Raw genomic sequence first — 13,140 nt, forward strand, 5'->3', positions numbered from 1 at the left:
CACCCGATTCGGGTGACGGCCCTCGCTGTGGGCGGCGCTCAGGCCGGCTGCGACAGCAGGCTGAACGACACAGCGCCCTGCTCGTCGACCGAGGCGTCGAGCACCTTGTCGTCGAGGGCGTCGGCGGCGGCCTTCTCGAGGAACACGTGGATGTCCTCGTCGCCGATGATGGAGTCGCCCGGCTCGGGCGTGGGGGCGACCGTCACCGCGAAGCGGGGTTCGGCCTCAGTGCCCGACGAGTGGATGCGGAGTCCGGCATCCGGCGTCGTGCTCTGCTGGGCGACGATGGTCGCCGCGATCGTGTTTGCGTTCTCGGTCAGGGTGAGCATCGGCTCTCCTTCCGGTTGCGGACACCGCACCGTACGGCGCGATGTGCGTGCCACGATTCCGCACCTGCACGCCCGGTTCAAGCTCAGCGCGGGACTCTGAGGGGTTTCACACCTGACGCCTGTGCGCGCTCAGCACACGCGCTGTCACCGTCGGCGATGCAGTACCAGGGGCAGCCCGATCCACAGCAGCAGGATCGCGAGCAGTCCGATTCCGCCGGCGATCAGCGCCAGCACGTGGTCGAAGGTGAAGTCGATGATCAGCACGGTCACACCGACCGTCAGCACGCCGCCGACGAAGATGTTCGCCTTGACCAGCCGATGCGCCATGCGCACGAGCTCGGGCTTGCGGCCCTTGGCGAACAGCACCCGGTGCATCCCGACGGGCGCGAGCGAGAGAATGCTCGCGGTCGCCGCCAGCAGCACGAGCACGATGTAGAGGATGCGCTGCTGGTCGGTGAGCTCTCGGAACAGCGGCTGGAATGCGACGGCGAGAAGGAAACCGGTGAGGATCTGCGTGCCGGTCTGCATGACGCGCAGCTCTTGCATGAGTTCCTCCCAGTTGCGGTCGGCACGCTCAGCGGCGGTCTCGTCGCGCCCGTCGTGCTGGGCATCGGCCTGCGCGTCGCGACCGCGCCGCCGCCCGACACGCGCTCCACCGAGCAGCAGATCGCCGACCTCGAGCGCGAGATCGAGGAGTGGCGGCTGCGGCAGGAGATCGAGAAGCGCAAGAAGGACCGCGGCGACAGCGTCAGCGAGGACTGAGCACGCCGCTTCCTGCGATCCGGATGCCGTCCGCTTCACCTCGGCGACTATGCAAAGCAAGTATGCAAAGAACTTGTGCATGGACGCGTTCGGTGCCAGTCTGAGCGCATGAGCGACGACGACGTGCGCAGTGTCCGCCTCGACGAGCGGCAGATCCGCGTGCTGGCACATCCGCTGCGAGCACGCATCCCGGGTCTGCTGCGCATGCACGGCCCGGCGACGGCGACCGACCTCGCCCGGCTGCTCGACACGAACTCCGGGGCGACCAGTTATCACCTGCGACAGCTGGCCGCCGTCGGACTCGTGACCGACACGGGGGAGGGAGCCGGTCGCCGTCGCGAGTGGCGCGCGACGAGCGACTTCCACTCGTGGGCTCCGTCCGACTTCGATGACCGACCGGATGCCGCAACGGCCGCGGACTGGCTGCAGCGGGCGTACCTGCGCGACTTCGTCGAGCGCGCCGAGCGGTGGGAGGATGCCGCGTCGGCCTGGTCGCCGCAATGGCGCGACCGCCTCGGGCTCAGCGACACGGTCGTCGAGGTCACTCCTCAGCAGGCGAGCACGATGCACACCGAACTGACCGAGGTGTTCGAGCGGTATCGCGCCGCCGGAGCCGGTGATCACGACGCCGCCCGCCTGCACGTCACCATCCACGCAGCTCCCCTCGCCCTCTCGGCATCCCGAGACCCGGGTGAGCAGCGGAGGCCGGGGTGAGCGGCCTGACGCGCCGGCAGGCCGAGCGGCGATTCGTGCTGCTCACCGCTCTGCGCTGGCTGCCCGTGGGCATCACCTTCGGGATGACCGTGCTGCTGCCACTCGAGAGAGGGCTCAGCCTCGCCGAGATCGGCGTGCTGATGTCGTTGCAGGGCTTCGTCGTGCTCGGTCTCGAGCTGCCCACCGGCGGCCTCGCCGACGCCATCGGGCGGCGCCCGCTGCTGCTCGCCGGTGCGACGCTCGCGGTCTCGTCGACGTGGGTGTTCCTGCTGGCCGAGTCGTTCGCGGTCTTCGCCGTCGCACTCGTGCTGCAGGGCGTCTTCCGCGCGCTGGACTCCGGTCCGCTCGAGGCGTGGTTCGTCGACGCGGCGCTCGCCGACGATCCGCAGGCCGAACTCGACGCGCCGCTCGGCCGCGCGGCGGCGACGCTGGGTACGACCATCGCCGTGGGCGCGGCCCTCGGCGGCGCGCTCGTCGCCTGGCATCCGGTGCCGGGGCAGTCGGCGCTCGTGCTGCCGTACATCGTCTCGACGGTCGTCTACGTGCTCTTCGGCGTGCTCGTCGCGGTTCTCGTGCGCGAACCGCACCGCGAGCGGGCGTCGCTCGCGTTCGCGCTGCGCGAGACACCGCTGGCCATGCGCGGCGGGCTGCGGCTGCTGCGCCGCTCGGGTGTGCTGCGCGGTCTCGTGCTCGTCGAGGTGTTCTGGAGCATGGCGATGATCGGGTTCGAGTCGCTGGCGCCCGTGCGGCTGACCGAGCAGCTGGGCTCCGAGAGCGCGGCCGCTGCGGTCTTCGGGCCGGCGTCGGCGGTCGCCTGGGGCCTGTTCGCGATCGGCTCGTCAACGGTCGTGGTCGTGCGCCGCCGGCTGGGACCGGCGGGGGCAGCCATGGTGATGCGCATGCTCAACGGCGCTGTCGTGGTGCTGATGGGCATCGCCGCGGGACCCGTCGGCCTGCTCATCGGCTACGGGTTCGCCTACCTCACGCACGGTGCGGCGGGACCGCTGCACAACGCCCTGCTGCACAGGCAGAGCGGGGCCGACACGCGCGCGATGGTGCTCTCCATCAACTCGATGCTCGCCGGAGGAGCGTACAGCCTGGGCCTGCTCGTGCTCATGCCGCTCGCCCAGGCGACGAGCACGCTCGTCGCCGTCGTCGCCGCGGGCGCGTTCAGCATGCTCGGCGCGCTCGGCTACCTGCCCGCGCTGCGGCAGCAGCGCCGCGCCGCCGGCTGAGCCCGCGGCGGTCAGGCGGCGAGCGATGCGCGCAGGGCCTCGTCGAGGTCGGGATGCCGGAACCGGTACCCCGCGGCGACCAGCTTCGCGGGCAGCACCCACCGGCTCTTCAGGATCAGCTCGGTCTCGGTCCGGATGCCCAGGGCGCCCAGCTCGAGCATCCATCGCGGCATCGGCGGACCGACGCGCGCACCGACGGCCCGACGCACCGCGGTCATGAACGTGCGGTTGTCGACCGGATTCGGAGTGCAGGCGTTGACCGCTCCGTCGAGTTCCGGATGCCCCTCGAGGAAGTCGACGATCCCGAGCACGTCGTCGACGTGGATCCAGCTGAACCGCTGCCTGCCGCCGCGTGCTCCCGGCAGGTGCGCGGTGCCCGCGGCCCGGCGCGAGGCGCTCACCGGCCACCACCCGTCGAGCTGCGTGCCACCGAGCCCGATACGCGCCAGCGTCTGCAGCGGGCCGAGCACCCCGCCGTCGCCGAACACGATGGCGGTGCGCAGCGCCACGCGGCGCGTGGCGGGCAGGGCATCCGCCATCAGCGCTTGCTCCCACGCCCTTGCGACCTCGACCGAGAAGCCGGTGCCGAGCTCGCCGGTCGACTCGGTCATCGCACGATCCTCGGCGTGCCGGTAGATCGTCGCGGTCGACGAGTTCACCCACAGCGCCGGCGGTGCGCTCGCTCTGTTGATAGCCGTGCTCAGCGCCGCCGTGGTCTCGAGCCGCGAGCGGACGATCTCGGCTCGGTTGGCGGGGGTGTACCGGCAGCTCACACTCTTGCCGGCCAGCCCCACGACGAGCGCGGCACCGTCGACCGCGGTGTCGATGCCCGACTGGTCGCCCCAGCTCAGATCCGCGCCCGATCGGGAGATCGTGACGACCTCACGGCCCTCGGCCCGGTACCTGCGCTGCAGGTGTCGCCCGATGAATCCCGTCGAGCCGCCGATGACGACCCGTGTCATGCCTGCTCCTCTTCCACGCGGAAGGTGAACGTGCCGGCGTATTCGTAGAGCCGCCCGATCAGGGGCGCGTCGACGGTGAGCTCGATGCGCTGCACGCCCGCGTGCTTCTCGGCGCTCTCGCGCAGACGCACCACCGGCGCGATGATCCGTGGGATGCGCACCCGGAATCCCGCGAGACGCACGCCGATCGCCGTGCTGCGCAGCGTGAGGGCGTGGTCGTCGACTCCGACGTCGAAGGCCACGGCGAGGGCCGTCGGCTCGCCGATCTGGTCGACCACCCGGCCCCCGGAGCGCGCGGACACGGCGTCCTTCATGACCCAGTCGCCGTCGCGAAGGTGCAGGGTGCGCACACTGACCGCGCGAGAGGCGATCGTGCGGTTGCGGATGGTGAACGGAACGTCTTCGTGCCACCCCGGCAGCACCGCGCCGCTGGCCTGGAACCTCCGCAGAATCGGCCACAGCCAGCGCCGGGGAGTGCCGACACGCTCGAACACGCCCTCTCCGATGCCGACGCTGCCGCGCGGCACTGCAGAGAAGTACGCCTTCAGTGCCGGGTGGAGTCCCGGTCGCTGCTCGCCCAGGGCCCGGAGATAGGGCGACTGGGGGACGTGATCCATGCTTCGAGCGTAGCCGGTGGGCGCATGCGCATCCCGCGCCGGTCAGCCCTCCTGCAGGCGCACCAGACGCTCATGGCCGCTCTCCTCGAGCGCGGCGACGTCGTCTCGCGAGCGCAGGAAGTCGTTGAACGACCGGTATCCGAGCGCCTTCTCGCTGAACGAGGGATCCATTCTGCGCATCTGCGTCTTCACCGCAGACGCGTGCAGCCACTCGTCGGCGTCGGCCTTGTCGTGCCCGAGCCGCAGGGCGCGGACGAGCAGGGCGGTCGCCTCGGACTGGTCGTCCTGCTTGGGGGCGGAGGTCCGCGCGCGGCGGCTTCTCGTGGTGCTCTTCGGCTCGGGTTTGTCCTTCGCGGACGAGACGGCCGGGGTGTCCACCGTGGGGCGGACCACACCGGGCAGCGAATCGTACGACTCGAACTCGTCGCACGCCGCGGCGAGCGACTTCGCCGTGGACCCGGCGACTCCCACCCCGATCACGTACCGGCCCAGCCGCTTGCAGCGCTGCGCGAGAGGCACATAGTCGCTGTCGCCCGCCACGATGACGACGTGAGTGAGGTCGGGCAGCCGGAACATGTCTTCGACGGCATCGACGGCGAGACGGATGTCGGCACCGTTCTTCGCGTACGCCGCCGCGGGGAACAGCTGCACGAGGTCGACCGCCCTGGCGACGAGCTGCGAGCGGTACTCCGCGTTCACCGGAGACGACCAGTCGGCGTACGCGCGGGTGAGCACGAGCGTGCCGAACGACGAGGCGTAGTCGATGATCGCACCCACCTCGATCGTCGCCTGCTTGAGCCGCTCGGCGACCTCGGCGTCGTTCGGGTCGTCGGTGATCCGCTGGCGATCCTTGCCGTACGCGTTGCGGCCATGCACCCGGTCGTACCAGGAGATGACGATGTTGTCGAAGTCGAGGTAGACGGCCACGCGGCCCGTTGTCTCTGCCATGTCAGCTCTCGCTCGGGTAGACGACGCCGATCTGGCGTCGGATCTCATCCAGGGTGCCCATGATCTCGACCGACTGGGCGATCGGCAGGGGAAGCAGCGCGCCGGAGATGTCACCTGCGGCGACCGCTCCTTCCGCGGCGAACGCCTGGTACTGCATGCCACGGCCCTCGACCTGCGAATCGTACTCCTCGAGCACGGTTCCGTCGGCGGCGATCACGCGGAAGGACGTCGGGGTGTACCAGACGCGGTCGATCTCGATCCGCGCGTCGGTGCCGAGCACGACGGCTGTGTTCGGCCCCACCGTGCGCGAGGAGGAGAACGCGGTCGAGATCGCACCGCCCGCGTGAGTCATGATGGTGGCGACCTCGGCATCCGCGCCCGTGTCGATCAGACGGGCGGTCGCCGAGATCTTGTCGGGAGCGCCCAGCACGTCCCAGATGAACGAGATCGGGTAGATCCCGAGATCGAGCAGCGCACCGCCGCCGAGCGAGAGGGCGTTGATGCGATGCTCGGCGTCGGTCGACAGGCTCTGGGTGTGATCGGCCGACACCGAGCGGATCTCGCCGAGGGTGCCCTCGGCGATGATCTCGCGCAGCCGGACCATGTGCGGCAGATACCTGGTCCACATCGCCTCCATGGCGAGCAGGCCCTTCTCAGCGGCGAGCGATCGCAGGTCGTCCGCCTCGGCGCGGTTGACCGTGAACGCCTTCTCGACGAGCACGTGCTTGCCGTTCTGCAGCGCGAGGCGCGCGTCTTCGTGGTGCATCGGATGCGGGGTCGCGACGTAGATGATGTCGACCTCGGGATCTTCGGCGAGGTCGATGTACGACCCGTGCGCGCGCGGGATGTCGAAGCGCGCAGCGAACTCGTCGGCGGACTCCTGCGAGCGCGAACCCACCGCGGCGAGGTCGAGCCCTGCGGTGCGCAGGTCGGATGCGAAGGCGGTCGCGATGCCACCGGTGGCGAGGATGCCCCATCGAAGTCCGGTCATGGCATCAGCGTATCGGGGCGACCGACATCGACCACCCGGGGACTCTCAGCTCAGCGAGTGCCGACCAGGGCATCCTCGAGCAGCGGCGCGAGCGCTCGGTCGAGGTCGGCGATGAGATCGGCCGGGTCTTCGAGCCCCGCGGAGACCCGCACGGTGTTCAGCGAGATCCCGGCTGCGGCGCGCTGCTCGGCGGTCAGGTGCGAGTGCGTCATCGACGCCGGATGCGCGACCATGCTGCGGGCGTCACCGATGTTGGCGACGAGGCGGAGCACCCGCAGCTCGTCGATGACGGAGGCGACCCGGTCGAACGCCCCGTCGTCCTCTGCTCCGACGATGTCGAACGAGAACACCGAGGGGGCGCCGTTCGGCAGGTAGCGTGCTGCGGCGCCGCGCCACGGGTTGTCGTCGAGCGACGGGTGGTGCACGCGGGCGACGGCCGGATGCCCGGCGAGATGCTCGGCGATCAGACGTGCCGTCGCCGACTGGCGCGAGACCCGCAGGTCGAGCGTCTCGATGCCCTGCAGGATCTGCCACGCGTTGAACGGCGACAGGGATGGGCCGAGGTCGTGCACGTACTTGGACTTGACGAGCGCGGCGAAGGCATGGCCCGCGTCGAACCGCTCCCACAGCACGAGATCGCCGAAGCGCGTGTACGGCGCGGTGAACTGCGGCCACCGTGCGGGCTCGGCACCGAAATCGAAGCTGCCCTGATCGACGACCACACCGCCCAGCGAGCTGCCGTGACCGGAGAGGAACTTCGTGGCCGAGTGCACGACGAAGTCCGCGCCGTGCTCGCCCGGGCGCACGAGGCGCGGGGTGCCGACGGTGTTGTCGATGACGAGCGGCACGCCTGCGGCGTGGGCGACGTCGGCGACCGCGCGGATGTCGAGCACCTGCGCGATCGGGTTCGCCACCGACTCGGCGAACAGCAGCCGCGTGCGCGGGGTGACGGCATCCCGCCAGGCATCGAGGTCGTCCTGATCGACGAAGGTGACCGAGATGCCGAAGTCGTCGAGCGTCTCCTGCAGCAGATCGATGGTGCCGCCGTAGAGCTGGTCGGCGGCGACGACGTGACCGTCCCGATGCACGAGCGCGAGGATCGTGACCGCGACGGCGGCCTGCCCCGAGGCGACGGCCACCGCGCTCACCCCGCCCTCGAGCAGCGCGACGCGCTCTTCGAGGATCTGCTGGGTGGGGTTGGCGTTGCGCCCGTAGATGATGCCGGGGCGCCGCAGCGCGAACAGGTCGGCCGCCTCGGCGAGCGACGCGAACTCGTACGCCGCGGTCTGGTGGATCGGCGGCACGGCGCTGATCACACCGGTGGGCCGGTAGCCGGCCTGCACCTGGGCGGTCGCGAAACCCGGGGGCGTCGCGCTACACGGGGAAGTCATGTGCTCATGATGCTCTGATGCACGGCGCCGACGCCCCTCGTGTGTCGAACTGTTGCGGCACGCGTCCGCACGCGTCTCGCGGCGGTGAATCCGGTCAGGGAACGAGGATGATCTTGCCGTTCGCGGCGTGCCGCTCGATCAGCTCGTGCGCGCTCGCCGCGTCGGCGAGGGGAAGCTCGGGGCCCAGCTCGATCTGGAAATCGCCCGCCTCGATGAGGTTGATGGTCAGCGGGATGGCCTCCCGCCGCCACGCCTGCTCCTCGTCGGTGAGCGGGACGGGACTGCCGCCGGAGAACGCACGGATGCCGAAATCGGCGGCGTCGGGACCGCGGACGATCGTCGCGATGCGCTCGCGGTCGTCGACCAGTGCGAGCGAGGTGCGGATCGCCTCGTCGGTGCCCGCACAGTCGAGCGCGACCGTCACCCCTTCCGGGGCGAGTGCGCGCACGCGCTCGGTCAGCCCGTCGCCGTACGCGACCGGCTCGGCGCCGAGCGAGCGCAGCTGCTCGAAGCGCTCGGGGCTGCCCGTCGCGATGACCCGCGCACCCCAGAGCACGCCGAACTGCACGGCGGCCTGGCCGACCGCGCCCGATCCCGCGTGCACGAGCAGCGTGTCGCCCTTCTCGACCCCGAGCGAGCGCAGGCACTGGTACGCGGTGCCGACCGGGATCCCGAGGCTCGCGCCCTCGGCCGTCGTCACGCCGTCGGAGAGGCGGAACAGCTTCGACACGGGCACGGCGAGAGCGCTCGCATAAGTGCCGAGCACGTTGACGATGACGACGCGGTCGCCGGTCTCGAAACCGGTGACGCCCTCACCGAGGCTCGCCACGACGCCCGCGCCGTCGAAGCCCAGGCGGCGCGGCTCGGTGATCGGCGCAGAGGGGCGCGCGCCGCGGCGCAGCTTGGCATCCAGCGGGTTCACCCCGACCGCCTCGATGCGCACCACGACCTCGCCGGGCCCGGCGACCGGATCCGGGATCTCGGTCAGCCGCAGGACGTCAGGGGTGCCGATCTCGGTGTACACGATTGCGTGAGCCATGCGCCCCACCGTACCCGGATCGGACCGGGGAACGCGCGAGCCGCTCGGCGCCTTCCGATGCCTTGCTCAGCGCTCTACGGATGCCCTGCTCAGCGCCTTCAGGATGCGCTGCGGAGAGACCGGCTGCGCGGTGCCGAGGCGCTGGGCGAACACGCTGATCCGGTACTCCTCGAGCAGCCAGCGCACTTCGACGAGGTGTGCCGGCGCATCCAGGGGGAGCGGGATGCTGCCGCCGGCGTCATCGAACGCCTGCGCGACCCGCTCGTACTCGGTCATCCGCGCGCGGTCCCTGCCGGGCTCGTTCGCGAGGGTCTTCAGCCGCTCGAGCATCCCGTCGAGGTACCGCGGCAGATGCGCGAGCCGCGCGATGCCGGTCGCCGAGATGAACCCGGGGCGGATCAGACCGCTCAGCTGCGAGCGGATGTCGTTCAGCGGCCCGAGCAGGGCGAGCGAGTTCTGCGACTTGATGCCGCGCTCGACATCGCGGCTCCTGGCGAGGATCTTCGCGACGAGTGATATGCACGCGAAGAGGCGGTCGACCAGTTCTGCGTTGACCTCGTCGCGCACGCGCCGGAAGTCCGCCTCGCTGCGGATCACCCCGTCCGGGATGCGCTCGTCGATGAGGGCGCGCACGACCGCCGTGCGGGCGTCTTCGATGAGGTTCGCGACGTTCGGGTACGGCGACGCCGCAAGCGCGAGCTTCTCGGGCGCGGTCAGGTGATTCTGCACGTACGACGCGGGGGAGGGGACGTTCAGCAGCACGAGACGCAGCACGCCGTCGCGGGTGGCCGCAGCCGCGGCATCCGCCGTCGCCTCGACCCGCACCGAGACCGACTTGCCGCGGTCGAGGATGGCCGGGTAGCCGCGCACCGTGCCGCCCGCGACCTTCGTGTCGAGCAGGACGGGCAGGTCGCCGAAAGTCCAGTCGACGAGGTCGTCGCGTTCGATCGGGCCGCGAGCGGATGCCTCGGCCACGCGCTCCGTGCTCCGGCGGGTCGGGCGGGGCTGCTCGGGCCGGTTGAGCGAGCGGGTCACGCTCTGCCGCGACCGGTCGGACAGCCGCTGCTGCAGCATGGTGAGGTCGCGGTCGGATCCGACGACGCGCCCTCTCTCATCGACGGCCCTGAAGTTCATCAGCAGATGCCCGGGCACGCGGGCATCGTCGAAGTCGGCGGCGGAGACCGGCTGATTGGCGAGCGGCTGGATGAGCGTCGCCAGTGTCCCCTTGAGTGAGCGGGCCGGCACGCCCGCGTGGTGCTCGGGGCCGTCTGCGGTCAGCTGCTCGCCGAACTTCTCCGCCCAGTCGGCTGCGGGCACGACGTGCCGCCGGATCGCCTTCGGCAGGGCGCGCAGCAGCGCGGTGATCAGCTCGGCACGCAGCCCCGGCACCTGCCAGTCGAAACCCGTGTCACGGATCTGCTGCAGCAGCGCGAGAGGCACGACGACGCTCACGCCGTCGTCGTCGGCGCCGGGTTCGAAGCGGTACGCGAGTTCGAGCACCTGATCGTCCTGATGCCAGCGGGTCGGGAACTCGCTCTGCCCGCCCTTCGACAGGCTCAGGGACCCATCGTCGTCGTCGATCAGGTCGCTCTCGCGCATCACGAGCAGCTTGGGCGTGGTCTGCAGCGCGTCGCGCCACCACTTCTCGAACGAGCGCACGTCGAACACCTCGCGCGGAACGCGCTCGTCGTAGAACGCGAACACGGACTCGTCGCCGGCGAGGATGTCGCGGCGGCGCTCGCGCTCTTCGAGCTTCTCGATCCGGCGGCGCATCTCGGCGTTGGCGCGCCAGAACGCGCTGACCCGCTTGTCGATGCGGGACGGGTCCCACTCGCCCTCGACCAGCGCGTGCCGCAGGAAGAGCTCGCGTGCGCCGGCGCGGTCGATGCGCGCGAACTGCACGCGTCGTTTCGGGATGATCTCGACGCCGAACAGGGTCACCTTCTCGTAGGCGACGGCCGCGCCGGCATCCTTCGACCAGTGCGGCTCGGTGACCTGTCGCTTGGCGAGGTCGCCGGCGAGCGCCTCGGCCCACGCCGGGTCGATCGCGGCGACCGTGCGGGCGAAGGTGCGCGAGGTCTCGACGATCTCGGCGGCCATCACCGCCTGCGGCGACTTCTTGCGCAGACCCGATCCCGGGAAGATCGAGAACCGGATGCCGCGGGCGCCGCGATACTCCGCGATGCGGCGGCCCTTCTCGCCCTTGGCCTTGTTCGCGCTGCCGCCGGTGGTGCGCTCGTCGAGAATCCCGATCTGCGAGAGCAGGCCGGACAGGATCGCCTGGTGCACGGCATCCGGGTCCGAGGCGCCACCGCCCGCGCCCTTCGCCGTCTTCACGAGGGTGCGCAGCTGCCGGTGCACGTCGAACCACTCCCGCACGCGCACATAGTTGAGGTGCTCGCTGCGGCACATCCGCCGGAAGGCGCTGGAGCCGAGCTCCTTCTGCTGCTCGCGCAGGTGGTTCCACAGGTTCAGCAGGGTGAGGAAGTCGCTGGTCGGGTCGACGAAGCGCGCATGCATCCGGTCGGCCTCGTCGCGCACCGACTGCGGCGCGTCGGCGCTGGGCCGCTCGCGCACATCCTGGATCGACAGGCCGGCGACGATCGCCATGACATCCGCCAGCACGCCCGCTGTGCCGGACGCCGTCGCGACCAGCATCCGCGCGAACCGCGGATCCATCGGCATCCGCGAGATCTCCCGTCCGATCCTCGTCAGACGCGGCTGCTCGCCCCGGACGACGTCCACAGCACCGATCTCGGCGAGCAGGTCGAGGGCGGCCTTCACTCCGCGGGAATCCGGCGGAGTCAGGAACGGGAACTCGGTGATGTCGCCGAAGCCCAGCGACAGCATCTGCAGCACCACCGACGCGAGCGAGGTGCGCAGGATCTCGGGTTCGGTGAACTCGGGGCGCCGGTCGAAGTCTTCCTCGCTGTAGAGGCGGATCGCGATGCCGTCGCTGGTGCGGCCGGCGCGTCCGGAGCGCTGGTTGGCGGATGCCTGCGACACGGCCTCGATGGGCAGGCGCTGCACCTTCGAGCGGGCGCTGTAGCGCGAGATGCGTGCGGTGCCGGTGTCGATGACGTACTTGATGCCCGGGACGGTGAGGCTCGTCTCGGCGACGTTCGTGGCGAGCACCACCCGTCGGCGCACGCCGGCGACCTTCGACGGTTCGAAGACACGGTGCTGCTCGGCGGCCGACAGTCGGCCGTACAGCGGCAGCACCTCGACCGGAGCCGTCGTCGAGCGGTACGCGCCCCGCACGGCATCCGCCGCGTCGCGGATCTCGGCTTCGCCGGGAAGGAACACGAGCACATCTCCCGGCGCCTCGCGTTCGAGCTCGCGCAGGGCGGCGACGATCGCGGTCACCTCGTCGTCGGGCTCCGTGCCTGCGCGGTCGGATCGGCGGGCGTTCTTCGGCGAACCGCCGCGCTCGGGCCGTTCGGCGCTCGATTCCTCCGGAGTCGTGCTCTCGTCGACGAGCGGCCGGTAGCGGATCTCGACGGGATAGGTGCGTCCGGAGACCTCGACGATGGGTGCCGGGTCGCCCTCGGCATCCGGATCATCAGCGGGAGACGCGAAGTGCGCGGCGAAGCTCTCGGGGTCGATGGTCGCCGACGTGATGATGACCTTCAGGTCGGGGCGCTCGGGAAGGATCCGCCGCAGGTAGCCGAGCAGGAAGTCGACGTTGAGCGAGCGCTCGTGCGCCTCGTCGATGATGATCGTGTCGTAGCGGCGCAGCAATCGATCACGGTGGATCTCGTTCAGCAGGATGCCGTCGGTCATCAGCGCGATGCGCGTGGCATCCGACACCTGATCGGTGAAGCGCACCTTGTAGCCCACCAGGTCGCCGAGCTCGACGTGCAGCTCTTCGGCGACGCGCTCGGCGATGGTGCGTGCCGCGAGCCGGCGCGGCTGCGTGTGCGCGATGCGCTCGCGTCCGAGCTCGAGGCAGATCTTGGGCAGCTGCGTGGTCTTGCCCGACCCGGTGGCGCCGGCGACGATGACGACCTGGTTGTCGCGGATCGCCGCGGCGATCTCGTCGCGCGCGGCGCTGACCGGCAGCTCCGGCGGGTAGGTGATGACGGGCGAAGACATAGCCCCTCATCGTATTGCGCCTGCACACGCTCGTCGCGCGTGCGTGCATAGACTCAG

General features: G+C 70.7%; 12 protein-coding genes. 3 read left to right on the forward strand and 9 right to left on the reverse strand.

Annotated elements, in window-relative coordinates; translation table 11 throughout:
- Positions 1 to 38: 38 nt before the first annotated feature.
- Together ACWGSM_RS10960 and ACWGSM_RS10965 are read right to left on the reverse strand one after the other, a co-directional pair.
- Positions 39 to 329, reverse strand: a complete 291-nt coding sequence (locus ACWGSM_RS10960; RefSeq protein ID WP_452322949.1) for a Fe-S cluster assembly protein HesB — start codon at positions 327 to 329, stop codon at positions 39 to 41.
- Positions 330 to 473: 144 nt separating this feature from the next.
- Positions 474 to 875, reverse strand: coding sequence for a DUF6328 family protein (locus tag ACWGSM_RS10965; protein WP_452322950.1), 402 nt, complete (start codon positions 873 to 875; stop codon positions 474 to 476).
- Between ACWGSM_RS10965 and ACWGSM_RS10970 the strand changes: the two genes are divergently transcribed.
- The 3 genes from ACWGSM_RS10970 to ACWGSM_RS10980 all read left to right on the forward strand — a co-directional run bounded on the left by ACWGSM_RS10970 (position 870) and on the right by ACWGSM_RS10980 (position 3,040).
- Complete coding sequence (locus ACWGSM_RS10970) at positions 870 to 1,091, forward strand: hypothetical protein (RefSeq protein ID WP_452322951.1); 222 nt, start codon at positions 870 to 872, stop codon at positions 1,089 to 1,091. The two genes, ACWGSM_RS10965 and ACWGSM_RS10970, sit on opposite strands and share 6 nt — an antisense overlap.
- Before the next feature lie 108 nt (positions 1,092 to 1,199).
- On the forward strand, positions 1,200 to 1,805 hold the full coding sequence (locus tag ACWGSM_RS10975; protein WP_452322952.1) for a helix-turn-helix domain-containing protein: 606 nt from the start codon (positions 1,200 to 1,202) through the stop codon (positions 1,803 to 1,805).
- Positions 1,802 to 3,040 (forward strand): MFS transporter, encoded by a 1,239-nt coding sequence (locus ACWGSM_RS10980; RefSeq protein ID WP_452322953.1) that lies wholly within the window; start codon positions 1,802 to 1,804, stop codon positions 3,038 to 3,040. Before ACWGSM_RS10975 ends, ACWGSM_RS10980 begins: the two co-directional genes overlap by 4 nt.
- A gap of 11 nt (positions 3,041 to 3,051) precedes the next feature.
- On the opposite strand, the gene ACWGSM_RS10985 is transcribed toward ACWGSM_RS10980, so the two are convergent.
- The 7 genes from ACWGSM_RS10985 to hrpA all read right to left on the reverse strand — a co-directional run bounded on the left by ACWGSM_RS10985 (position 3,052) and on the right by hrpA (position 13,083).
- Positions 3,052 to 4,002, reverse strand: coding sequence for an epimerase (locus ACWGSM_RS10985; RefSeq protein ID WP_452322954.1), 951 nt, complete (start codon positions 4,000 to 4,002; stop codon positions 3,052 to 3,054).
- The gene (locus ACWGSM_RS10990; protein ID WP_452322955.1) at positions 3,999 to 4,619 is read right to left on the reverse strand and encodes a DUF4166 domain-containing protein; all 621 of its coding nucleotides are present in this window, start codon (positions 4,617 to 4,619) and stop codon (positions 3,999 to 4,001) included. Before ACWGSM_RS10990 ends, ACWGSM_RS10985 begins: the two co-directional genes overlap by 4 nt.
- A 42-nt stretch (positions 4,620 to 4,661) precedes the next feature.
- Positions 4,662 to 5,567: an NYN domain-containing protein gene (locus ACWGSM_RS10995; RefSeq protein ID WP_452322956.1), complete on the reverse strand. Its 906-nt coding sequence runs from the start codon at positions 5,565 to 5,567 to the stop codon at positions 4,662 to 4,664.
- Between the two features lies 1 nt (position 5,568).
- Entirely contained in the window at positions 5,569 to 6,558 is a 990-nt protein-coding gene (locus ACWGSM_RS11000; RefSeq protein WP_452322957.1) for a Gfo/Idh/MocA family protein, read from the reverse strand.
- 50 nt (positions 6,559 to 6,608) lie between these two features.
- On the reverse strand, positions 6,609 to 7,949 hold the full coding sequence (locus tag ACWGSM_RS11005) for an O-acetylhomoserine aminocarboxypropyltransferase/cysteine synthase family protein (RefSeq protein ID WP_452322958.1): 1,341 nt from the start codon (positions 7,947 to 7,949) through the stop codon (positions 6,609 to 6,611).
- 94 nt (positions 7,950 to 8,043) lie between these two features.
- Entirely contained in the window at positions 8,044 to 8,988 is a 945-nt protein-coding gene (locus ACWGSM_RS11010; RefSeq protein ID WP_452322959.1) for a quinone oxidoreductase family protein, read from the reverse strand.
- A gap of 66 nt (positions 8,989 to 9,054) precedes the next feature.
- The gene (gene hrpA, locus ACWGSM_RS11015; protein ID WP_452322960.1) at positions 9,055 to 13,083 is read right to left on the reverse strand and encodes an ATP-dependent RNA helicase HrpA; all 4,029 of its coding nucleotides are present in this window, start codon (positions 13,081 to 13,083) and stop codon (positions 9,055 to 9,057) included.
- Positions 13,084 to 13,140: the final 57 nt, after the last annotated feature.

It is taken from the genome of Microbacterium sp. NPDC055521 (assembly GCF_053619695.1).